Here is a 21,608-nt window from a genome sequence, read left to right on the forward strand (position 1 = left end):
TGTTAACGACTGGCGGGGAAATTCTGTATCAGCAGAGAGCGCTGCAACGCACAATCTGGGGTGCGTTGAAATAGCATTTCTCCTTAGATCAGGCTCCGGCGGCGATCAGCAGCTCAGCCATTTCGTGATAGCCTTTCTCACGCGCTAAAGTCAGTGGTGTTTTGCCGTATTTATCGGTCATATGTGGGTTTGCGCCGTGTTCCAGCAGGAGCTTGACGATCTCTTGCTGCACCGGGCCGCCATCATTTAACACAATGGCTTCCAGCAATGGCGTCCAGCCGACAAAGTTAGTGTGATTCACATTGATATCAGTACAATTTAATAACTCACGCACAATCTCAATATGACCTTTTTCACTGGCAGGGGTAATACCAACACCACCAAAACGTGACAGGCGATTAAGATCGGGTTTTGCCGGTAAAACCATCCGCAGCAGTGTCAGATCGTTAGTGAGGCAGCTGATAAGAAAAGGGTTAAAACAGGTATCGTCTTGCTGGTTAATATCAGCACCCGCATGAATGAGATGTTGTACACATGAATATTTCTTATTAAGGCTGGCAATAATAATGGCGGTTCTTCTCTGCTTATCGGTGGCATTAATATTAATGCCTTTTTCCAGATGGCTTTCTAGCGTAGCAATATCGCCTTGCGCCGCAGCAGAAAAGAAACTATCGATATCTTGATAAGGTGACATGAAAGTGCTCCATTCCTGAATTGATGGCGAAAGAATAGCAAGGTTATTTTGTCAAAAATAGCCCATTAAAGACTATTCAACTTGATCAGCAGTACTGTTGAATGGTGTTCAATAATGATTTTTTATTTACTTTGATTTACACTGAAAGAGTAGAAAAAAGAAATAAAAGTTACGCTCTAAACCGTCTGCAATTGAAATCACGCTGTTCTGTGATGCAGCTCATGCTGCAAGGTGTGATTCAGTGGCACATTCATTCACTCTGACGTTTCACTGAGATCTGCTGCGACAGCCGTAGATCCGTCTTTCATTGCGGGAGCAGGGCGAAAATGAACTCGATTTTCACTGAAGAAAACCTGTTGGTTTTTACTACCGCTGCACGTTGTAGCAGTTTCAGCAAAGCCGCTGAGGAGCTGCAACTGACTACCTCTGCGATCAGCTATGCCATAAAGCGTATTGAAACCGGATTGGGTGTGGTGCTATTTGAACGTAACACGCGCAGTATCGAACTGACGGAATCCGGGTTCTATTTCTATCGTAAAGCGTCGGATCTGCTCAATGATTTTGAGATGATTCGGCGGGGCATAGATACGATCGCCCAGGGGATCGAGGCACGGCTGCGCATCTGTATTAATCAGCTCCTCTATACGCCGTGGCATACGGCAAAGTTGCTGCAAGTCCTCAAAACGCGCTTCCCGACTTGCCAGTTCACCATTACGACAGAGGTCTACAATGGGGTCTGGGAAGCCATGATCAATAACCAGGTGAATATCGCCATTGGCGCGCCTGGCACATTACTGGATGGCGGCGGTATCGATTACACCGAAATCGGTGCTATTGGCTGGGTCTTTGCACTGTCACCGACTCATCCACTGGCGCATATGCCAGAACCTTTGTCAGAAAGTCAGATGCGGCTGTATCCCAACATCATGGTGGAAGATACGGCGGACACCATCAATAAAAAAGTCGGCTGGCTGCTGCATGGGCAGGAAGTATTACTGGTGCCTGATTTCAATACCAAGTGCCATTGCCAGATTATGGGAGAAGGCATTGGTTTCCTGCCGGAGTACATGGCAAGCGATGCTATCGAAAAGGGGCTGCTGGTGCGGCGTGAAGTGATTAACCCACGCCAGAAGTCGGGCATGTTACTGGCGACGCGTCATGCAGCAAACGGTCAGGTGACGCAGTGGATTACCCAGGAGTTCGCTGAAGGAGGAATGCTGCGCGCTATCTATCAGGATCTGCTGTCAGGACGTTAGCACCTGGCAGCACTCGTCAGGGGCTTTTTCAGATTTACGCCAGGCCAGGAAACGGTTTTTTGCTGAGCATGGCCACGTTTTTCTCTTTTTAACTGTCGAAAGTACTGCAAGGTCTCATATTTTTTGCCTTACTCACGTATCACTGAAGGTCACTTCTGGCTCAGGGAGAGGTCGCCTCAGACAATTTATCGCGCTTTTTCCCCGCAAAAAACGGCCAGTCGTAAGCTTTGTTACAGCAATAGTGCAACCTTGTCGCTCTGTCCCAGCAGCTTCTGGTCCTGCCTTGACCGGTGAGTAGACCACTTTTTATTCAATTTGTAGCTCCTGTGTTGCCAGGAACAGTACCGCCTCTTGCAATAAAACATTAATTTTTAAGTTGTTCACCGATCATTTTTTGTGAATTAAAGTCATGCCCTGGCTGTAACCTTTAGCTTTATTAAAGTTTTTAATGAAAGTGCTCTCAGTGAGACTGTATTTTAAAACGCCATTTGCCCCTGAAATGTAAATGAACTGTTAAATAAAAGCAGGGCCAGCACTCTCTTGTTGCGTTGTGAACCTTCATCGGTTTTTTGTTCAGGGCAGTTAAACAAAGTTATCTGTAAACAAACCACAGTGTCAGGAAACCTGAGTTGAACAATTAACCCCCGATCTCACTTAAAATGAGATCGGGGACACGCAAACAAGCTGAAAGCTGGCGTTTTTTGCTGGTGTTTATCAAGCTTTTTGTCAAAAGCGTGTCAATTACAGAACATAAATATAAGAAAATCCCGGTGAAAAATTCACCTTAGGGAAACTTGATTAATAGCACCAATAACCTTAGTGGCGTGGAAAATTCCTGGCAACAAAATGATAATCAATGGTCTTGATAGTCATTCTGGTTGTCCGTTTGAGGCGGATAGTGGTACACACTGCGACTAATATCCAGTAAACGGCAGCTGCGGCGGGTGCCGATTTCAAAGGTGCTTTGTAAAAAGTTGACGGCCTGACGTTTCTCATGGGTGGTGAAAAAGTTTTTCAGCACACTCTGTAACATCTCCTTGTCGGAGCTGAGCGCTTGCAGTTCGCGGCTCATAACAGAAAGCCTTTCTTCCAGGTCCTTGATTTTACGTCCTTCTTCGGAGGATAAACCCGAGAATTTTTTCTTCCAACTGTAGAAAGTGGCTTCTGAAATGCCCAGTTCGGCACAAATCTCCCTGACCTTAACGCCGGATTCAGATGCTTTAATAGCATTGGTGATTTGTGCTTCGCTATATCGTGACTTTCTCATAAGTCCGCTTACCTTTCTTATCAATTAATGAATGAAATTAACTGCATTAATATCTGGCACTGCCGCCGCTATTAAGCAGAATTTAATTTTTCGATTTGAAGTGCTAGGTATAAATTAATTTATTTAGAATAAATATCATCATGGGATAAATCTTATTTTATTCCAAATGGCGGGGCGTACCTTTCGGGAATGGGGGTTTTGATATAAATTCTTTTCACCACTCCACAAAGATAACTTACTTTCATTTGAAAGAGGCCGGAACCACTGAAATAACCTTGCCAGAGGGTTATTATTTTCAGTGGGTTAGGGATGAAATCGTTTTTAGCCAGATAACTTATCGCCGTTATAATCGGAATTATCCTGAGTCAACATTCCGCGTTATGGCCTAAACCTAAATGCTCAGTGCGTATACCTGATTTCAGATTTATCGGACGCAAAGCATAATTTTGGAAAATAAATAGCGTTCAGTGAGTTAGCTGTTTGTAGTGGTTTCACGCGAAGGAATGAGTCGATGAAATATAGCGTAATGTCTAACGCTGCCTGGATGATGTCAGAAAAAATTGTCTCCGTATTTGGCGTGATCTTTGTCACATCCTATGTGGCTAAGGCGTTTGGTCCTGCGGTGTTTGGCCAGATGACCTTTTCTGTTTCGCTGTTTTCCATGGTGCAAACCATCGCGGTGTTTGGTACTGAAACTATCCTGTTTAAAAGCATCAGCAAAAGCACAGCAAAGGGACTTCGCCTGATGCGCGTTGCACGCAGCCTGCGATTCGTGCTGCTATTAATCACGGCAATTCCTCTGCTGGCATGGGTGTGGTACGCAATGCCGCAGAACTTTATCGGGTTTGCGCTAGCGTCGTTTGTGGCGTCAGTCTTTGTTACCCAGGATACTTTCAGCGTTTACAACAATGCGCGTCTGGCCTCGAGATTAAATACCCTCGCCAACGCAACGGGGCTGATGCTGAGCTTTGCCATCAGTTTTTTTATTGCCTGGCAGCGCCTCGACCCGCTGTGGCTGACGTTATCCATGATCAGCGTAACGCTGATTCCCTATGCCATTAAGCGGCATCATTTTTATCGGCAAACAACAGATATTGCACCGCCGCAGGCGAAGCGACCCGCTTACTTACGTTACTTACTGTATGCCGGTTTACCGTTGGCTATCTCCAGTATTTTCATTGCGGTGCAGGTAAAAACTGCCCAGATGTTCCTTGCTGGCATTGCACCTGCGCGTGAGTTGGGGTTGTTTGCCGCGGCAAATACTGTCGCGGCGTCGTGGATTTTTATTCCTGTCGCGCTGATTACGTCCTGCTTTACGGAAATTTTCAGAGCGCGTGGGGAAGTTGCTCTGCGGCTAGCGGCACGGCTGCATGGGTATGTGATGGGTGTTTCATTATTGATGCTTTTCGTCGTCGCGCTGTTTGGCGAGAAGATCATTATTGCCTTGTACGGCCATGAGTACACACAGTCAGGAAGTCTCATCACGTTGCTGTCGTCAGCAACCTGCTTTTCGGCAATGGGGACCGTAGCCTATCGCTACATGGTTAAAGAGGGAGGCTTTAACTATCTACTGGGAAAAATTACTTGTCTGGTGGCGATTAGCCTGCCGCTTTCGTGGTGGCTGATTCATCAGCACGGCATTTTGGGAGCCGCGTGGAGTGTTTTTCTTTCAGAACTTTTGTCCCTTACCGTGATGAACTACTTCTTCAAAAACGGCGTTATCCAAAAAATTCAGATCTCCTCACTCAACTACAAAACCTACAAATGAGGTTCCAGATGTTAAAGTTGAAAGACGAACTCAGAAGAAGCGTCCAATACTTCATTAAAAAAATGCCTTGGGCATACCAGGATCGTCTCTACTACTACCGCACTTTTCACCAGTTGCCGAACCTGCGGCAGCCTAAAGTGTTTAACGAAAAGGTCTTGTACCGGAAGTTTGTTTGCGGCGATCACCAACGTTACGCACGCCTGTCTGACAAGTTTTTGGTGCGTGAACACATTGAGTCCAGGATCGGGTCCGCGTACTTAATCCCGCTGCTGCATGAAACCACGGATCCCACGACGTTAAACGGATTAGCGCAGTGGAAAGGTGCTGTAATCAAACCCAATCACGCCTCCAGCCTGGTGGAGATTATGCTGGAAGAGCCAGACATGCGGCAAAAACAGCAGATCATTCAACGCTGCCATCAATGGTTAAACACCGACTATGCCAGCGCATCGCGGGAAATTCATTACCGTTTTATTCAGCCTCGCATCATTGTTGAACAGTATATTGGCGATGGAAAAAAACCGCCGATTGATTATAAATTTCATATGTTTAACAAACGCGATGGCCGTTTTGAGTATGTGTTACAGGTGATCTATAACCGGGAAAATCCTGCGTTATCAATGAGTTTTTTCGTCAACAATCTCTGCGAGGCGTTTCATAAGATCCGTGATACCGGTCTGGATATCTCGGCGCTTAAAGCACCACTGCAACAGGCGCTGGAGCTGAGCAAAGTCCTCGCCAGTGATTTCGATTACGTTCGGGTGGACTGGTACATCCACGATCAGCGGATTTACTTTGGCGAGTTGACCTTTACGCCGGGAGCAGGGCTGGTGACCGGGCTGGATCGAGGCTTAAATCAGATGATGGGAGATATGTGGATTCAGGATCGCGGCGAGACGAAGAGCTCAAGCGTGAAAGCCAGCATCGCCACTATACCTAAGAAAATTTGACCACACAGCACAATAAAAAACCCTGCATTGCAGGGTTTTTTATTGTGCTGTCAGGAAGCAGTGCTTGCTTACGGCATCGGCCAGGTGGCTGGCGTCATACTCATTACGTTAACGAATGATGTTTTGGTGACGTCTACCATGTGGTTCAGTGTCTCCATGCTCAACGTAATGCCGAGCAGGCCGGTGACGAACCAACATGACATGCCAAGACCTACGCCACCACAGGCAAAAGCCAGCAGGTGATTGCTGTTGCGGCGGAATTTAATCTTCATGGTACTGGCGAAAAACATCATAACGGCGCTGAGCAGTTCCCAACGCATAACGAGCAGACTGGTAGTTAACGTAGCCATTGGCATGGACCTCAAATTTCGGTATTCATCCCTGACAGGCGTACGACATAGCATGAGACAGCAGGATGTCAGGGGCATCCTGCTATTGCGGAACAGGTGGTCAATATGTGACCTGGCTCACATTATATCACTGGATTTGAAAATTTGAATAAAATTTGCACCTCTATCGGCAGCAAATTTTTTAGCAGGCAGGAAAGCCACGCACCCGGAGCGGGCGCGTGAAGGGCTATCAGAAAATCGGGCAGTACTCACCCTGGGGGCGTGAATTGAAACTGGTGTTGTCATTACAGTCAAAGGTCACCAGACGCGGACGCTGCATGGCCTGGCGGCGCATGGTGTGGCGATAAGCCGTGGGTGTCTGTGCAAACTGGCGGCGAAACACCCGCGAAAATGTCTGTTGTGAATCAAAACCATACTGCATCGCAATATCGAACACTGCACGCTGGGTCTGACGTAGCGCTTCTGCAGCCAGCGTCAGACGGCGTTCACGAATGTAACCACCCAGCGTCTGTTTCGTCACAGAACGGAACATACGCTGCAGATGCCACTTTGAATAACCAGATTTGGCGGCCACTTCATCAATGGAGAGCGTCTTATCAAGATTCTGCTCAATCCAGTGGGTGAGTGAAAAAATAATTTCCTCTTGCATCATCGTCTTATCCTTATCAAAACCGGCAGGATCGCCCGAGGGATTCATGATTTAGCTGTCGGGGAGTATAATTCCTCAAGTTAACTTGAGGTAAAGAGCCAAAATGAAAAAAGAACGCAATTATCCCAAGCCCGTTCTTACCCCCGGTGAGGTGGCAAAAAGAAGCGGCGTAGCGGTATCGGCCCTGCATTTCTATGAAAGCAAAGGGTTAATTTCCAGTACGCGTAATGGCGGTAATCAGCGACGCTACGGGCGTGACGTACTCAGAAGAGTGGCAATCATCAAGGTTGCTCAGCGCATTGGCATACCGCTGGCCACCGTCAGTGAAAGCCTGATGCATTTACGTCCGGACAAACGCATGTCTACTCAGGAGTGGAATACACTGACTGAACACTGGCGTCAGGAGCTGGATAACCGTATTGATACGCTGATGCGTTTGCGTAATGACCTTGATGGCTGTATTGGCTGTGGTTGTCTCTCAATGCGCGACTGTCCGCTGCGCAATCCCGGCGACAAACTGGGTGAACAGGGGTCTGGTGCCGTCTTGCTGGAGCCGCATCAGGAGGAGAAAGGCGAAGATCCCCACGGCTAAGCATGCTGGCAACGGCCCCGTTGCGGAGAGATGACTGATACAGCACCCGTTTGGCTCTGGGGCCGTACGGCTGGGTTCAGCTGCGTAGCACCTCATGTTGAAAATCCAGAGTAACCATTAATTGTTCTGCTATATCGCAATTCAGCAGTTGATCCTCTGCCAGAAAAGGCCGGATAATCGTTTGCGTATCATCTGGTTAATAAATGTGCAGTGTTGCCGCCAGTACTTTTCGCCTTAACTCCCTGCTATTGAGGTTCAATTATGTCTGTAGAATCACGCCCGTCCGCTGGCAAGCTGGACGCCTGGTTCGCTATTTCCGCACGTGGCAGCAGCGTGCGTCAGGAGATCCTGGCCGGTTTGACCACTTTTCTGGCGATGGTGTATTCCGTCATCGTGGTCCCCGGCATGTTGGGTGGCGTTGGATTTGCGCCAACGGCCGTGTTCGTTGCAACCTGCCTGGTGGCCAGTTTTGGCTCAATCTTAATTGGCCTGTGGGCTAATTTGCCTATGGCGATTGGCTGCGCGATCTCGTTAACCGCATTCACCGCCTATAGCCTGGTGGCCGGACAGCATTTGAGTGTGCCGGTGGCGTTGGGTGCCGTATTCCTGATGGGCGTGTTGTTTACCCTGATTTCTGCCACCGGAATTCGTGGCTGGATTTTACGTAACCTGCCGATGGGTGTGGCGCACGGCACGGGCGTGGGGATTGGTCTGTTTCTGCTGCTGATTGCGGCAAACGGTGTGGGCCTGGTGATGAAAAACCCCGGCGCAGGGATGCCGGTGGTGTTGGGACATATCACTGCTTTCCCCGTCGTGATGACACTGTTGGGACTGGCGGCGATTATTGGTCTGGAAAAGCGTCGGGTGCCGGGCGGTATTTTGCTGGTGATCGTGGCGATCTCTTTGTTGGGATTGATCTTTGATCCGGCGGTGCGCTGGCAGGGGCTGTTTGCGTTGCCGACGCTGACCGACAGTAACGGGCATTCTCAGCTATTCCGCCTGGATATCGCCGGCGCGCTCAGCCCGGTGGTGCTCCCTAGCGTACTGGCGCTGGTGATGACAGCGGTGTTCGATGCTACCGGCACGATTCGTGCCGTTGCAGGTCAGGCAAATCTGCTGGATGAGCAGGGGCAGATTATTAACGGTGGCCGCGCGCTGACGTCAGATTCGGTAAGTAGCCTGTTTGCTGGTTTAGTGGGGGCAGCGCCTGCGGCGGTGTATATCGAATCGGCTGCGGGCACAGCAGCAGGTGGAAAGACCGGTTTAACCGCAGTAGTGGTTGGATTACTGTTCTTCCTGATTCTGTTTATGTCTCCACTGGCTTATCTGGTTCCGGCTTACGCAACTGCGCCTGCCTTAATGTACGTCGGTTTGCTGATGCTGAGTAATGTCGCCAAGATCGATTTTAAAGACTTTGTGGATGCGATGTCGGGTCTGTTAACGGCCGTGGTAATCGTGCTAACCAGTAATATCGTTACCGGCATTATGCTCGGTTTCGCCACGCTGGTGATTGGCCGCCTGTTTGCCGGTGAGTGGCGTAAGCTGAACGCCGGCACGGTGATCATTGCCGTGGCACTCGTTGCATTCTATGCCGGTGGCTGGGCGATTTAAGCCCCTCACCCCAACCCTCTCCCGCACGCGGGAGAGGGAGCCAGCCTGGTAATGGATGTGATAACCGTGCTGTACATCCGCCAATCTTAAACGCTCGAACCTTAGCTTCACAACGCACCAACACAAACCTCATCTCAACGAATTTTCCGTTTTTTCCGCTAGTCGCACGTCTGGTGGCCCGTATGCTTAAGGAATGTTTTACACTAACCCCTCACAACATTACGCCTAACACTCTACGCCTAAGGAAAGCATGGAAATCTTTTTTACCATTTTAATCATGACGCTTGTGGTCTCGCTCTCCGGCGTGGCGGCGCGTATTTTGCCTTTTCAAATTCCGTTACCGCTGGTGCAAATTGCAATGGGGGCGTTGCTGGCCTGGCCGACTTTTGGTCTGCATGTCGACTTCGATCCAGAACTGTTCCTCGTCCTGTTTATCCCGCCGCTACTGTTTGCCGACGGCTGGAAAACCCCCATCAATGAATTCCTGCATCATGGGCGAGAAATCATCGGCCTGGCACTGGTGCTGGTACTGATTACCGTTATTGGTATCGGTTACTTGATCTACTGGATGGTGCCGGGGATTCCATTAATCCCTGCCTTTGCGCTGGCAGCAGTCCTGTCCCCAACGGATGCCGTAGCGCTATCTGGTATTGTGGGTGAAGGGCGCATCCCGAAGAAAATCATGTCGATTGTTCAGGGCGAAGCGCTGATGAACGACGCTTCTGGCCTGGTCTCACTGAAATTCGCCGTCGCCGTTGCCATGGGCACGATGGTCTTCAGCTGGGGCGGTGCCAGCGTTGAGTTCCTCAAAGTGGCGGTCGGCGGCCTGGTGGCCGGTGTCGCTATTTGCTGGCTATATGGTCGTTCATTGCGCCTGCTTAGCCGCTGGAGCGGGGATGACCCGGCGACACAAACGGTCTTGCTGCTGCTGCTGCCGTTCGCTTCTTACCTGATTGCAGAACATCTGGGCGTCTCGGGCATCCTCGCGGCGGTTGCAGCGGGTATGACCATCACCCGTTCTGGCATCATCCGCCAGGCACCATTGGCGATGCGCCTGCGTGCTAACAGCGTGTGGCAAATGTTGGAGTTCGTCTTCAACGGCATGGTGTTCCTGATGCTCGGCCTGCAACTGCCTGACATCTTGCAAACGTCCATTGCTCAGGCAAATGCCGATCCTAATGTCGAACTCTGGGTGCTGTTCTCTGATGTGGTATTGGTTTATGCCGCGCTGATGCTGGTGCGTTTCGGCTGGCTGTGGGTTATGCAGCGCTTTAGCCACCGCTGGTTGAAGAAAAAGCCGATGGAATTCAGCAACTACTCGCTGCGTGACCTGCTCATCGCCTCATTTGCGGGTGTGCGTGGTGCTATTACGCTGGCCGGTGTGCTCTCTATTCCGCTGTTCCTTACCGATGGCACGGCTTTCCCGGCGCGCTATGAACTCATCTTTATCGCTACCGGTGTGATTCTGTTCTCGCTGTTGGTGGGAGTCGTTATTCTGCCGCTGCTGCTACGTGGGATTGACGGGACGGATAAAGCGGGTCATCGCCATGAACTGCAAAGCGCCCGCGCGGCGATGGCGGGTGTGGCGATTGAAAGCCTGCAAAAGATGGAAGAACGCCTCAGTAACGACAGCGATGAGAACATCGATCCTGACCTGCTTAAAGAGATCAGCCTGCGCGTGATGGGGAATTTACGTCGTCGTGCAGAAGGGAAAAATGACCTCGATAATGCGCTGTTTGCCGAAAATCTGGAGCGCCGCTTCCGTCTGACGGCGCTGCGAGCTGAGCGCGCGGAGGTCTATCATTTGCGCGCCACACAGCAAATCAGCAATGAGAGTATGCAAAAGTTACTACGCGATCTCGACCTGCTGGAAGCACTGCTAATCGAAAAAGAAGAGTAATGTGCCTCAGGCGTCAGTCTCTGGCTGACGCCTGACTACTCGCTATCTTTATTGAGTAGCGAGAGGCGAGGGGCTTCTCCCGGCCAATACTCACGACAACAGTCAATCCACGCTTGCGCACTGCGCGACAAATAACTGCCTTCCCGCCAGATCAATCCCAGACTCCACTTCAATTCCGATTCCAGCGGTAGCCACAGCAATGATTGTTCATCGAGACGCTGGCAAATGGGTTCCGGCAAAATCGCTACCCCCATTTCGGCTTGTACCATGGCGGCAAGAAAATCCCACTGCCCGCTGCGCACGGCAATTTCTGGGGTCAGGTTCTGACGCTGAAAAGCCTTCATCAGCTGGCGATTCAAAGAGAACTCTTCGTTAAAAATCAGCAATGGGTGCGCAGCCAGTTCGCGCAATGTCACGGAGCTGCGCGCCAGCCAATGCTCATGGCGTGGCAGCAGGGCACAGAGTGGGTGATGCATCAGGGGCAGGGTATTCAGCGGCAAATCCTCATCAACCGGTAGCGCCGTCAGGGCGATATCCAGAGAACCGGCTAACACCGCCTGCTGCACCGTAAGGCCACCAAACTCTGAAATCGTCAGGGAGACGCCGGGATAACGACGGCGGAAGGCAGAAACAGACCCCGCAATCTGCATACCGACCATCGGTGGAATGCCAAGACGCAAATCGCCGGTTTTGAGTTGGTTAATATCGCCAATCTGCGCCTCTAGCTGATGAAACTCCTGCAAAATTGCCAGCCCACGCTGATAAACGGCCTGGCCGCTATCCGTCAGATGCAGCCGACGACCATCGCGCAGCAGCAGCGTACAGCCCAGCTCCTCTTCAAGCTGTCGCAGCATTTTGCTAATGGTGGGCTGTGTGACGAACAGTTTCTGTGCCGCACGGGTGAAACTCTGCTGGCGGACCACTTCGGTGAAGTAACGCAGGGCGCGTACGTCCATAAACTATTCCTTTTAGGCATGAATTAAATAATATTAATTCATTTTTTTCACATACTGCGCCCGATTTATACTACCTGCATCACATTTTTTCGGGGAGTAATACAAAATGGCGGTAGCGCTAAGTCCGCGCAGAACGGACCGGCTGCAAAAACTCTGGATGCCACTTCAGGTGGTGTTGTATATCGGGATTTTCATGGCCTGTGATCAGCTCGTCAGGCTGTTTCATCTGCCATTACCGGCCAACATCGTCGGGCTGTTAGTGATGCTGGTGCTCATTGCTGCGCGCATCCTCCCGCTGCGTTGGGTAAAAGCCGGATCAAACTGGCTACTGGCCGAAATGCTGCTGTTCTTCGTACCTGCCGTGGTGGCAGTCGTAAACTACAGCGATTTGCTGCGCGTCGAGGGGTGGCGTATTTGTCTGGTGATTGTGATCAGCACACTGCTGGTTTTGGCCTCAACGGCACTGGTGGTGGATCGAATTTACCGTTTTGAAGTCGCGCGTGCTGCGCGCAGGCAGGCCAAAGATGCGTGATTTTGCCATCAGTCTGCTCTGTGTCGTGGTGACCATCTGTATTTATTATCTTAATAAACGGCTCTACGCCCGCTGGCGCACATTGTTGCTGATGCCATTAGTGATGACTCCACTGGTGCTGGTCGCGATGATAGTGATTACTCACATCACCTGGCAGGATTATATCGCGGATAACCACTGGCTACTCTGGCTGCTGGGGCCAGCAACCCTGGCATTTGCCGTACCGGTGTATGAAAACATTGAGATCATTAAACGTCACTGGCTCTCGCTTAGTGCTGGCGTCATCACCGCTACGCTGGTTTCTGTGGTCAGTTCAGTCTGGCTGGCGCGGCTGTTGATGCTCCCTGAAAGCATTCAACGTAGCCTGGCGGTGCGCTCAATCACCACGCCGTTCGCGTTGGCAGCGGCGAAACCGGTGGGCGGGCAACCGGATCTGGTGGCGCTGTTTGTCGTGATTACCGGTGTATTTGGCATGGCCGTCGGTGACCTGCTGTTTTTACGTATCGCCATCAAACAAGGGGTGGCAAAAGGTGCCGGGTTTGGCGCGGCTTCTCATGGTGCTGGTACCGCACGCGCTTATCAAATTGGTCAGCAGGAAGGGGTAGTCTCCAGCCTGGTGATGATGCTGGCGGGTGTCGTCACCGTACTGCTGGCACCGGTGATTAGTCATGTGATGTGGAGAGTGTAAGTGTTTACCAACCAAATCAAGAATGGTCTGATAATACGCCCTGTTACGTAAAGCTCCTAAAATTAATTTGTGTCCCTGTACCAGGCTGTTAACCTTGCCGCGAAATAATTTTCCAGCATGGAGTGGACAGATGATTAAGCAACTTGTTACCGGGGGCGTATTGGGATTAGCGCTGATCAGCGGCGCTGCTCAGGCCATCGAAGGTGGCGTTAACGTCAGTGAACGTAGCACTAACCTCAATCTGGGGCTGGGAACCAGCTCGCCAGGCCTGTTTCTGAACGGCAACTGGCTGCGCAGCAACGATGACGGTAGCGTGTTTGATGCGGGTGTAGGTTATAACGTTGATGTTGGGCCACTGCGTCTGGCACCGGGAGCGAAAGCGATTTTCACTAACCCACATAATGGCCGTAAAGGTTTTGCTGTAGCAGTGGGTGCAGGTGCGCAGTATAGCTTCAACAACATGTGGGGCCTGTACGGCGAATATTACTATGCGCCAGAGTCCTTCAGCACCCATTTGGATAACTACAAAGAGATCAGCGGTGGCATCAGCTTCACGCCAATTTCTCTGCTGAATCTGCGCGTGGGTTATCAGTATGCGGAGCTGGATAACAAGGGCAGCCGCAAAGATAACGTGCTGGTTGATGGACCTTACGTGGGTGCGTCAGTCCGCTTCTAATCCGGTGTAATAATGATGAAATGCCAGACAGCTACTGCTGCCTGGCATTTTTTTTACCCATAATTAGGCGCTGGTGGGTAGCGTAAAACGCGTCAGAATCTCTATCGGCAAATAGGCATGTGCCGTCACCGGCTGCTGCTGTTTCAGCGCCATCAGTTTATTCACCGTCTCTGTCAGCAACTGCGGAATATCCTGCGAGATGACGTAATCAATTTTCTCACTCAGCAGCAGGTTTTCTGTCACCTTATTAACCTCATGAGTAATCACGATTGGCCTGATCGCTGCCGCGTGTTCATCCAGTGCTTGTGACAGCCCTTCATTGCCACCCGCAACATTATAAATGGCCTGTAAGTCAGGGTGATGGCGCAGAATTTCTTTGGTCGCCGCATAAGTTTGCTGCGTATTGTCGTTTCCTGAGATGGCTTCCAGCACATGTACTGCGGGAAAGGTCTTACGGATTTGCGCGCGGAAACCAATTTCACGATCGTCATGGCAGCTATAAGAGAGTGTACCGACGATCACGGCAACCCTCGCCTCAGTGCAAAACTGTAAATGTCGACCCAGAATAAAACCAGCTGCCTGGCCCGCCGCGCGGTTATTGATGCCGACATAGGCTTCTCTGACGTCCGCATCCAAATCGCTCACCAGCGCAATAATCGCCTTGCCCTGCTGTTTCAGCTTATGCACTGCGGCATTAATTTCCGGTGTGTTTTTAGCGACGATAGCCAGACCATCAGCACGCTCAGCCTGCTGGTTGATTAAGCGCACTACCTCTGCGTCATTCACATCCGAACAGCTACTGATATCGAGGTTAATCCCCTGGGCTTGCAGCTGGCTGGTAAGCTGTTCACCGGCTGCCTGCACCGCGTCGTTGTACTCCTCACTCGCCTGTACCACCACGGCAAAATGCGCATCCACTTTTATCGGGGTCGGTTTTACTTCATCAGCGACCTGGACCAGCAATGACGCATAGGCATTCTGCACCATCTCAACGGTTCTGGGATTCACTCCCGCACGATTATTCAGGACGCGATCGATAGTGGCTCGGCTTAGCTGGGTGGCTGCAACCAGCTCTTTCATAGTGGGTTTACGATTCATAACAGTCGTTGGTATCCAATATTTCAACGTTCTGATGTTACCTCATCAGCTCAGCGTAAGTCTCAGTAAAACCCGATGACACAAAATGTCTCTTTAATGCCGTCGTCCTCAGGCGCACTGCCTGCACAAACAGCGGAGAAAGGCGGCACCCTGCAAGCGGGTGCCGCAACCAGCGGGATTAATGCCCTTTGCCCTGTTCGACGCCAATGCCGGTTTGTGAACGAATAAACTGCGCACGGAAGCGTGAACGTTCTTCGGCACCCTGGCGCGAGTTATCGGTAATCGAGAACAGCCAGGTGGCAACAAACGCGATAATCATCGAGAACAACGCCGGGTATTCATACGGGTAGACCGGCTTCTCATGGCCTAACACTTGCACCCAGACCGTTGGGCCGAGGATCATGAGGATAACTGCCGTTAGCAGTCCCAGCCAGCCACCCACCATTGCACCGCGCGTGGTCAGCTTTGACCAGTACATCGACAGCAGGATGATCGGGAAATTACAACTGGCTGCGATAGAAAACGCCAGCCCGACCATAAAGGCAATGTTCTGTTTCTCGAACAGAATTCCCAGGGCAATTGCGACCACGCCCAGTGCGAGCACGGTAATTTTCGATACGCGTAGCTCCTCTTTCTCTGTGGCCTGGCCTTTACGGATCACGCTGGCATAGATGTCATGTGAAACCGCTGAAGCCCCTGCCAGGGTTAATCCGGCAACCACAGCCAAAATGGTGGCAAAGGCTACGGCCGAGATAAAGCCGAGGAAGGTACTGCCGCCTACGGCATCAGCAAGATGCACTGCCGCCATGTTGGTGCCGCCGATCAGCGCGCCGCTGGCATCCTTGAATGCCGGATTGGCACCCACCAACAAGATGGCGCCAAAACCGATAATAAAGGTCAGGAAGTAGAAGTAGCCCATAAAGCCGGTAGCCCAGAACACACTTTTACGTGCTTCACGTGCATCTGCCACAGTGAAGAAGCGCATCAGGATATGCGGTAAACCGGCGGTACCGAACATCAGCCCTAACCCCAACGACAGGGCGGAAATCGGATCTTTAACCAGTCCACCAGGGCGCATAATGGCTTCACCTTTGGCATGTACTGCCATCGCTTCACTGAACAGGGTATTGAAGCTAAAACCGGCGGCCTTCATCACCATAATGGCCATGAACGAAGCACCAAACAGCAGCAGTACCGCTTTGATGATTTGCACCCAGGTGGTGGCGAGCATGCCGCCAAACAGCACGTACATCACCATGAGAATGCCAACCAGCACCACAGCAACGTGGTAATCAAGGCCGAACAGCAGCTGGATTAACTTACCGGCCCCCACCATCTGTGCAATCAAATAGAGCGCCACAACCACCAACGACCCGCAGGCGGAGAGGGTGCGAATCGGCTTTTGCTGCAAGCGGTATGAGGCCACGTCAGCAAAGGTATAGCGCCCCAGATTACGCAGGCGTTCCGCAATTAAAAACAGGATCATCGGCCAGCCAACGAGGAAGCCCAGCGAATAGATCAATCCGTCATAGCCGGAGGTGTACACCAGCGCAGAAATACCGAGGAAGGAGGCGGCAGACATAAAGTCACCGGCCATTGCCAACCCGTTCTGAAAGCCTGTGATGTTGCCGCCAGCGGTGTAGTAATCACTGCGTGAGCGGGTGCGTTTGGATGCCCAATAGGTAATGCCCAGCGTGGCGAGCACGAACACCAGAAACATGGCAATAGCCTGGTAGTTCGTCGCCTGTTTTTGTACGGCGCCAGTGATGGCGTCGGCCGCCAGTGCCGGTAACGGAAGCAGCAGCATCAGGGGAAGAAAGCGGTTTCTCATGATTGCACCTCGCGCACGATCTCTTTGGTCAGGCGATCAAACTCGCCGTTAGCCCGCCAGACGTAAACGCCAGTCAGCACAAAGGAAATCACAATCAGTCCAACGCCGATGGGGATGCCACGCGTCACGCTGGTACCGGGATGTAGCGGTGTCCCCAGCCAGCCGGGGGCGAAGGCAATCAGTAAAATAAAGCCGACGTACAGCACTAACATAATCAGGGAAAGTAACAGTGCAAAGGCCTGGCGCTTATGCACCAGTTCGTGAAACCGTGGGTTATTTTCGATGAGTTGATAGCGCACATCGAGTGTGGTTTGAGCTTCGTTCATCACAGCATCTCCAGAGGTATGCCAGGCTCGGGCCTGATTTATGTTTTTGTTTTTGCGATTACGAAAAGCACAGCGTAGGGAGGGCTGGCAGGCGGAGTGAACCCGCCTGCCGGAGGTAATTCAGGTTATGGCATCTGAATGGACTGCTTCTCCTCAAGCAATTTCTCTACCACGCCAGGATCGGCCAGGGTTGAGGTATCGCCAAAGTTGCTGGTATCACCCGCCGCGATCTTGCGCAGAATACGGCGCATGATCTTACCGGATCGGGTTTTCGGCAGAGAATCCGTCCAGTGCAGAATATCCGGGGTTGCGATCGGGCCGATCTCTTTACGCACCCAGTTGCGCACTTCGGTATAGAGTTCAGGTGAAGGCTCTTCCCCGTGATTCAGCGTGATGTAGGCGTAGATCGCCTGGCCTTTGATGCTGTGTGGGATGCCCACCACCGCTGCTTCTGCAATCTTCGGATGGGAAACCAGCGCTGACTCGATTTCCGCAGTGCCTAAACGGTGGCCAGAAACGTTAAGAACGTCATCTACGCGGCCCGTAATCCAGAAGTAACCGTCTTCATCACGACGCGCACCGTCACCGCTGAAGTAATAATTTTTGAAGGTAGAGAAGTAGGTCTGTTCGAAGCGGTCATGATCGCCAAACAGCGTACGCGCCTGGCCCGGCCATGAATCGGCAATCACCAGGTTGCCCTCAGCTGCACCTGATTGCGGATTGCCTTCATTATCGACCAGCACAGGCTGCACGCCGAAGAACGGCTTCGTGGCTGAACCGGCTTTCAGTTCGGTCGCGCCCGGCAGTGGCGTGATCATGAAGCCACCGGTTTCCGTTTGCCACCAGGTATCAACAATCGGGCAGCGGCCATCGCCAATTTTGTTGTAGTACCACTCCCAGGCTTCTGGGTTGATAGGCTCACCCACGGAACCGAGAATGCGCAGGCTGCGACGAAGGGTGCCATCAATCGCTTTATCACCTTCGGCCATCAGGGCGCGAATAGCGGTCGGGGCGGTGTACAGGATCGTCACCTGATGTTTATCTACCACTTGCGACATGCGCGCAGGTGTAGGCCAGTTTGGTACGCCTTCAAACATCAGCGTTGTAGCACCGCACGCCAGTGGGCCATACACCAGATAGCTGTGGCCGGTGATCCAGCCAACGTCTGCGGTTGACCAGTAGATATCTTCTTCGTGGTAGTCGAACACATATTTAAAGGTGGTCGCGGCATACACCAGATAACCGCCCGTGGTGTGCAACACGCCTTTGGGTTTTCCGGTAGAGCCTGAGGTATAGAGGATGAACAGCGGATCTTCTGCGCCTACGGCAACTGGCTGGTGTTCCGCGCTGGCTTTGGCCGTCAGCTCATGCCACCACAGATCGCGCCCCTCTTTCCATTCAACGTCTTTGCCCGTGCGTTGTAATACCACCACGTTTTTCACGCTGGTGACGCCCGGATTTTTCAGCGCATCATCGACATTTTTCTTCAGTGGGATAGCGCGCCCGGCACGCAGGCCACCGTCGGCGGTGATAATCAGTTTAGCGTTGGAGTCGATCACCCGGCCAGAGACGGCTTCTGGTGAGAAACCACCAAAAATAACGGAGTGCACCGCGCCCACACGCGCACAGGCCAGCATCGCCACGGCGGCTTCCGGCACCATCGGCATATAGATAGCAACGACATCGCCTTTCTTAACGCCGAGCTGTTGCAGCACATTGGCGAAACGGCAGACATCAGCATGCAGTTCACGGTAAGTGATGGTTTTGCTTTCGCTGGCGTCATCACCTTCCCAGATAATCGCGGCTTTATCTCCACGCGTGGCGAGGTGGCGATCGAGGCAGTTAGCGGCCAGGTTCAGCGTGCCATCTTCATACCAGCGGATATTAATATTACCCGGGGCGAAAGAGGTATTTTTGACCTGAGTATAAGGGGTGATCCAGTCAAGAATTTTGCCTTGCTCTCCCCAGAAAGCCGCCGGATCTTCAACGGAATGTTGATACATCGCCTGATACTGCTCAGCAGTGATCAGGGTATTTTCGGCAATATTAGCGGGTACAGGATGTTTATGTATTTGGCTCATGACGGATCTCCTTGAAGATGTTAATGATATGTCAACCAAAGGTTAATTGAAGCTGCGACAGCCGCTTTGTTTGTTTTTTGCGCCGCAGATCACGCGGAACACCTTCAGCGATTTAACGTCTTCTCACCTTATAACCTGTCGGGTAATTACTTGTCACCCCTGCGGCACCAGGCGGAGAAAAACCGGGCATAACCTGCTGAAAATATGGGCTGTTGAATCGCACGTTTTTTTCACTTTTTGCATAGATATGCGTCAGGAAGGTAAATTAATACTTTTCATAACAATTAGTTATGTATTTATTTGTCTGTCAGCAGTTTATGCTGGTTGAGTGGCTGATTTTTAAACGAAGTCACCAGGGCTTGCATTTACCCTGGCTTAAATGGTACTTATCTCGCCCCTGCGTAGCAGGTTTCAATTCAGACAGCGTCTGAAAAATGTACGTTTGCCGCTGAGCAAACATACTGGACGTGGTCCACCACAACCCTCGAAATTACCGGGCTTTTGCTCATTTCCCTGCGGTTAAAACTCTGCGGCCTGTAAGCGGCAGAGAGAGGGGTTTCACACTGAGGAAATAATGCGTTATGAAAGGTACTAAAATCAGCCTCGCCTGGCAGATTCTGATTGCTCTGGTTCTGGGTGTCGTCGTTGGCTCGGTATTGCATAACATGCCGGACGACCGTGCATGGTTAACCACCAATGTGCTGACGCCAGCCGGTGATATTTTTATTCATCTGATCAAGATGATTGTCGTACCGATTGTTGTCACCTCGTTGGTGGTCGGCATTGCGGGCGTGGGTGATGCGAAGAAGCTGGGTCGCATCGGGGTGAAGACCATTCTCTATTTTGAAGTGATCACCACCATTGCCATCATCGTGGGCATTACGCTGGCGAACGTGTTCCAGCCTGGCAGCGGCATTGATATGTCGAAGCTGGTTACGGTGGATATCTCAAAATATGAAGCTACCACTCAGGCGGTGCAGAACGGTCCGCACAGTCTGGTCACGACCATTCTGTCACTGATCCCGCAGAACATCTTCGCCTCGCTGGTGCAGGGTGACATGCTGCCGATCATCTTCTTCTCAGTATTGTTTGGCCTTGGCCTCTCTTCGCTGCCTGCTGAACAGCGTGATCCGCTGGTCAACATGTTCCGTGGCATCTCTGAGACCATGTTCAAAGTGACCCATATGATCATGCGCTATGCGCCGGTTGGGGTCTTTGCGCTGATTGCCGTTACCATCGCGAACTTCGGTTTTGCCTCACTGTGGCCGCTGGCGAAGCTGGTGCTGCTGGTGTACGCCGCCATTCTGTTCTTTGCCTTCGTGGTGTTAGGTGCGGTAGCTCGTCTCTGCAAGCTGCGTATCACAACCCTGATGCGCATCCTGAAAGATGAACTGATTCTGGCGTACTCCACCTCAAGTTCTGAGACTGTGCTGCCACGTATCATGCAGAAAATGGAAGCGTACGGTGCGCCGAAATCGATCTGTAGCTTCGTAGTACCAACCGGTTACTCATTCAACCTTGATGGCTCAACGCTGTATCAGAGCATCGCCGCCATCTTTATTGCCCAACTGTATGGCATTCACCTGTCCCTCGGCCATGAGATTATTCTGGTGCTGACGCTGATGGTAACGTCGAAAGGCATCGCCGGTGTTCCTGGGGTCTCCTTCGTCGTGCTGTTGGCCACCCTGGGCAGCGTGGGTATCCCGCTGGAAGGCCTGGCGTTTATTGCCGGTGTTGACCGCATCATGGATATGGCACGTACCGCACTGAACGTCATCGGTAATGCTCTGGCTGTGCTGGTCATCGCACGCTGGGAAAACCAGTTCGATGAAAAACAGGCTCGCGAATACGAGTTGCAGCTAAAAACGCAGACCGCGTAAGCGGCAATCTGTGATGAAAAAAGCCGGGGGAAACCCCGGCTTTTTTATGGCTGGACTAACAGACTAATTGTCACGACAAAAGCGGTCTGCCGCGATAGAACCGGACACAACTGCGAAGTGCCTGAGAAATAGCTGAATATTGATTAAAAAATTAATCTCTTAATCGGGAACAACGCTGTTGGAAAAACCTTGGTGCTAGATACAATTTCCTTGTTATTGAATACTTAATTCCAGGTGTCAAGAATCACTATTGGTGAAATTATAGAGTTCACAAAACATCCGTAACCCCGTTCCCAATTGAACTACATCTTAAAATTTGGATGCTAACTGAGTAAGTGTGGTGTGAAGGATGAGCCTGTGCTACCAGCCTGTTGCGTATTTTTAAATACGGGCGCACAAACTAATTAACAGCAAGATACTTCTTGCATTTGAACTCAGTGCTTTAAATTTTATTCTTTTTCAATAAAAATCTCGCTTTATTTACGTGTTCAGCTAATGAAATC

Annotated in this window: 19 protein-coding genes; 10 read left to right on the forward strand and 9 right to left on the reverse strand. The window is 51.3% G+C overall.

Features of this window, described 5'->3' with window-relative positions:
• Positions 1 to 88 precede the first annotated feature (88 nt).
• Positions 89 to 694, reverse strand: coding sequence for an ankyrin repeat domain-containing protein (locus B880_RS0110165; protein ID WP_017347299.1), 606 nt, complete (start codon positions 692 to 694; stop codon positions 89 to 91).
• Between the two features lie 326 nt (positions 695 to 1,020).
• On the opposite strand from B880_RS0110165, the gene B880_RS0110175 reads away from it, so the two are divergent.
• On the forward strand, positions 1,021 to 1,950 hold the full coding sequence (locus tag B880_RS0110175; RefSeq protein ID WP_017347301.1) for a LysR substrate-binding domain-containing protein: 930 nt from the start codon (positions 1,021 to 1,023) through the stop codon (positions 1,948 to 1,950).
• 853 nt (positions 1,951 to 2,803) lie between these two features.
• Here B880_RS0110175 and B880_RS0110180 read toward each other — a convergent pair.
• Positions 2,804 to 3,217: a transposase gene (locus B880_RS0110180; protein WP_017347302.1), complete on the reverse strand. Its 414-nt coding sequence runs from the start codon at positions 3,215 to 3,217 to the stop codon at positions 2,804 to 2,806.
• A 511-nt stretch (positions 3,218 to 3,728) separates the two neighbouring features.
• Here B880_RS0110180 and B880_RS0110185 point away from each other — a divergent pair.
• Together B880_RS0110185 and B880_RS0110190 are read left to right on the forward strand one after the other, a co-directional pair.
• Entirely contained in the window at positions 3,729 to 4,985 is a 1,257-nt protein-coding gene (locus B880_RS0110185) for a hypothetical protein (protein WP_017347303.1), read from the forward strand.
• An 8-nt stretch (positions 4,986 to 4,993) separates the two neighbouring features.
• The gene (locus B880_RS0110190) at positions 4,994 to 5,935 is read left to right on the forward strand and encodes an ATP-grasp fold amidoligase family protein (protein ID WP_026042551.1); all 942 of its coding nucleotides are present in this window, start codon (positions 4,994 to 4,996) and stop codon (positions 5,933 to 5,935) included.
• 68 nt (positions 5,936 to 6,003) lie between these two features.
• Here B880_RS0110190 and B880_RS0110195 read toward each other — a convergent pair whose 3' ends face one another.
• Positions 6,004 to 6,285, reverse strand: coding sequence for a YjcB family protein (locus tag B880_RS0110195; protein WP_017347305.1), 282 nt, complete (start codon positions 6,283 to 6,285; stop codon positions 6,004 to 6,006).
• 229 nt (positions 6,286 to 6,514) lie between these two features.
• Positions 6,515 to 6,937 (reverse strand): superoxide response transcriptional regulator SoxS, encoded by a 423-nt coding sequence (gene soxS / locus B880_RS0110200; protein ID WP_026042552.1) that lies wholly within the window; start codon positions 6,935 to 6,937, stop codon positions 6,515 to 6,517.
• Positions 6,938 to 7,037: 100 nt separating this feature from the next.
• Here soxS and soxR point away from each other — a divergent pair, with 100 nt between their 5' ends.
• The 3 genes from soxR to B880_RS0110215 all read left to right on the forward strand — a co-directional run bounded on the left by soxR (position 7,038) and on the right by B880_RS0110215 (position 11,037).
• Entirely contained in the window at positions 7,038 to 7,526 is a 489-nt protein-coding gene (gene soxR, locus B880_RS0110205; RefSeq protein WP_017347307.1) for a redox-sensitive transcriptional activator SoxR, read from the forward strand.
• Positions 7,527 to 7,787: 261 nt separating this feature from the next.
• Complete coding sequence (locus B880_RS0110210) at positions 7,788 to 9,137, forward strand: NCS2 family permease (protein WP_017347308.1); 1,350 nt, start codon at positions 7,788 to 7,790, stop codon at positions 9,135 to 9,137.
• A 250-nt stretch (positions 9,138 to 9,387) separates the two neighbouring features.
• Positions 9,388 to 11,037, forward strand: a complete 1,650-nt coding sequence (locus tag B880_RS0110215; RefSeq protein WP_017347309.1) for a Na+/H+ antiporter — start codon at positions 9,388 to 9,390, stop codon at positions 11,035 to 11,037.
• Positions 11,038 to 11,072: 35 nt separating this feature from the next.
• Here the strand turns inward: B880_RS0110215 and B880_RS0110220 are convergent, their stop codons facing one another.
• The gene (locus tag B880_RS0110220; RefSeq protein ID WP_017347310.1) at positions 11,073 to 11,993 is read right to left on the reverse strand and encodes a LysR family transcriptional regulator; all 921 of its coding nucleotides are present in this window, start codon (positions 11,991 to 11,993) and stop codon (positions 11,073 to 11,075) included.
• 106 nt (positions 11,994 to 12,099) lie between these two features.
• Here B880_RS0110220 and B880_RS0110225 point away from each other — a divergent pair, with 106 nt between their 5' ends.
• The 3 genes from B880_RS0110225 to B880_RS0110235 all read left to right on the forward strand — a co-directional run bounded on the left by B880_RS0110225 (position 12,100) and on the right by B880_RS0110235 (position 13,889).
• Positions 12,100 to 12,525: a CidA/LrgA family protein gene (locus tag B880_RS0110225; protein ID WP_026042553.1), complete on the forward strand. Its 426-nt coding sequence runs from the start codon at positions 12,100 to 12,102 to the stop codon at positions 12,523 to 12,525.
• Positions 12,518 to 13,213, forward strand: a complete 696-nt coding sequence (locus tag B880_RS0110230; RefSeq protein ID WP_017347312.1) for an LrgB family protein — start codon at positions 12,518 to 12,520, stop codon at positions 13,211 to 13,213. The genes B880_RS0110225 and B880_RS0110230 overlap by 8 nt, the downstream gene beginning before the upstream one ends.
• Positions 13,214 to 13,343: 130 nt before the next feature.
• Positions 13,344 to 13,889: a YfaZ family outer membrane protein gene (locus B880_RS0110235; RefSeq protein WP_017347313.1), complete on the forward strand. Its 546-nt coding sequence runs from the start codon at positions 13,344 to 13,346 to the stop codon at positions 13,887 to 13,889.
• Between the two features lie 63 nt (positions 13,890 to 13,952).
• On the opposite strand, the gene B880_RS0110240 is transcribed toward B880_RS0110235, so the two are convergent.
• From B880_RS0110240 to acs, 4 genes are all read right to left on the reverse strand, one after another.
• The gene (locus B880_RS0110240) at positions 13,953 to 14,987 is read right to left on the reverse strand and encodes a substrate-binding domain-containing protein (RefSeq protein ID WP_017347314.1); all 1,035 of its coding nucleotides are present in this window, start codon (positions 14,985 to 14,987) and stop codon (positions 13,953 to 13,955) included.
• Between the two features lie 178 nt (positions 14,988 to 15,165).
• Complete coding sequence (locus tag B880_RS0110245) at positions 15,166 to 16,818, reverse strand: cation acetate symporter (protein WP_017347315.1); 1,653 nt, start codon at positions 16,816 to 16,818, stop codon at positions 15,166 to 15,168.
• On the reverse strand, positions 16,815 to 17,144 hold the full coding sequence (locus tag B880_RS0110250) for a DUF485 domain-containing protein (RefSeq protein WP_017347316.1): 330 nt from the start codon (positions 17,142 to 17,144) through the stop codon (positions 16,815 to 16,817). The genes B880_RS0110245 and B880_RS0110250 overlap by 4 nt, the downstream gene beginning before the upstream one ends.
• Positions 17,145 to 17,269: 125 nt before the next feature.
• Positions 17,270 to 19,225 carry an acetate--CoA ligase gene (gene acs, locus B880_RS0110255; RefSeq protein ID WP_017347317.1) on the reverse strand — a complete coding sequence of 652 codons (1,956 nt, stop codon included), beginning with the start codon at positions 19,223 to 19,225 and terminating at the stop codon, positions 17,270 to 17,272.
• Positions 19,226 to 19,806: 581 nt separating this feature from the next.
• Between acs and gltP the strand changes: the two genes are divergently transcribed.
• The gene (gltP, locus tag B880_RS0110265) at positions 19,807 to 21,105 is read left to right on the forward strand and encodes a glutamate/aspartate:proton symporter GltP (protein WP_017347319.1); all 1,299 of its coding nucleotides are present in this window, start codon (positions 19,807 to 19,809) and stop codon (positions 21,103 to 21,105) included.
• Positions 21,106 to 21,608: the final 503 nt, after the last annotated feature.

Origin of the sequence: Pantoea sp. A4 (assembly GCF_000295955.2) — a bacterium.
GTDB classification, from domain to species: Bacteria; Pseudomonadota; Gammaproteobacteria; order Enterobacterales; family Enterobacteriaceae; genus Pantoea; species Pantoea multigeneris.

What these genes read in the sequence shown, in the direction of transcription:
- B880_RS0110220 (WP_017347310.1), bottom strand. Translation starts at nt 11,993, where the DNA reads ATGGACGTACGCGCCCTGCGTTACTTCACCGAAGTGGTCCGCCAGCAG.
- B880_RS0110250 (WP_017347316.1), bottom strand. Translation starts at nt 17,144, where the DNA reads ATGAACGAAGCTCAAACCACACTCGATGTGCGCTATCAACTCATCGAA.
- B880_RS0110175 (WP_017347301.1), top strand. Translation starts at nt 1,021, where the DNA reads ATGAACTCGATTTTCACTGAAGAAAACCTGTTGGTTTTTACTACCGCT.
- B880_RS0110240 (WP_017347314.1), bottom strand. Translation starts at nt 14,987, where the DNA reads ATGAATCGTAAACCCACTATGAAAGAGCTGGTTGCAGCCACCCAGCTA.
- B880_RS0110245 (WP_017347315.1), bottom strand. Translation starts at nt 16,818, where the DNA reads ATGAGAAACCGCTTTCTTCCCCTGATGCTGCTGCTTCCGTTACCGGCA.
- acs (WP_017347317.1), bottom strand. Translation starts at nt 19,225, where the DNA reads ATGAGCCAAATACATAAACATCCTGTACCCGCTAATATTGCCGAAAAT.
- B880_RS0110230 (WP_017347312.1), top strand. Translation starts at nt 12,518, where the DNA reads ATGCGTGATTTTGCCATCAGTCTGCTCTGTGTCGTGGTGACCATCTGT.
- gltP (WP_017347319.1), top strand. Translation starts at nt 19,807, where the DNA reads ATGAAAGGTACTAAAATCAGCCTCGCCTGGCAGATTCTGATTGCTCTG.
- B880_RS0110185 (WP_017347303.1), top strand. Translation starts at nt 3,729, where the DNA reads ATGAAATATAGCGTAATGTCTAACGCTGCCTGGATGATGTCAGAAAAA.
- B880_RS0110180 (WP_017347302.1), bottom strand. Translation starts at nt 3,217, where the DNA reads ATGAGAAAGTCACGATATAGCGAAGCACAAATCACCAATGCTATTAAA.
- B880_RS0110215 (WP_017347309.1), top strand. Translation starts at nt 9,388, where the DNA reads ATGGAAATCTTTTTTACCATTTTAATCATGACGCTTGTGGTCTCGCTC.
- B880_RS0110165 (WP_017347299.1), bottom strand. Translation starts at nt 694, where the DNA reads ATGTCACCTTATCAAGATATCGATAGTTTCTTTTCTGCTGCGGCGCAA.
- B880_RS0110195 (WP_017347305.1), bottom strand. Translation starts at nt 6,285, where the DNA reads ATGGCTACGTTAACTACCAGTCTGCTCGTTATGCGTTGGGAACTGCTC.
- soxS (WP_026042552.1), bottom strand. Translation starts at nt 6,937, where the DNA reads ATGATGCAAGAGGAAATTATTTTTTCACTCACCCACTGGATTGAGCAG.
- B880_RS0110210 (WP_017347308.1), top strand. Translation starts at nt 7,788, where the DNA reads ATGTCTGTAGAATCACGCCCGTCCGCTGGCAAGCTGGACGCCTGGTTC.
- B880_RS0110190 (WP_026042551.1), top strand. Translation starts at nt 4,994, where the DNA reads ATGTTAAAGTTGAAAGACGAACTCAGAAGAAGCGTCCAATACTTCATT.
- B880_RS0110225 (WP_026042553.1), top strand. Translation starts at nt 12,100, where the DNA reads ATGGCGGTAGCGCTAAGTCCGCGCAGAACGGACCGGCTGCAAAAACTC.
- soxR (WP_017347307.1), top strand. Translation starts at nt 7,038, where the DNA reads ATGAAAAAAGAACGCAATTATCCCAAGCCCGTTCTTACCCCCGGTGAG.
- B880_RS0110235 (WP_017347313.1), top strand. Translation starts at nt 13,344, where the DNA reads ATGATTAAGCAACTTGTTACCGGGGGCGTATTGGGATTAGCGCTGATC.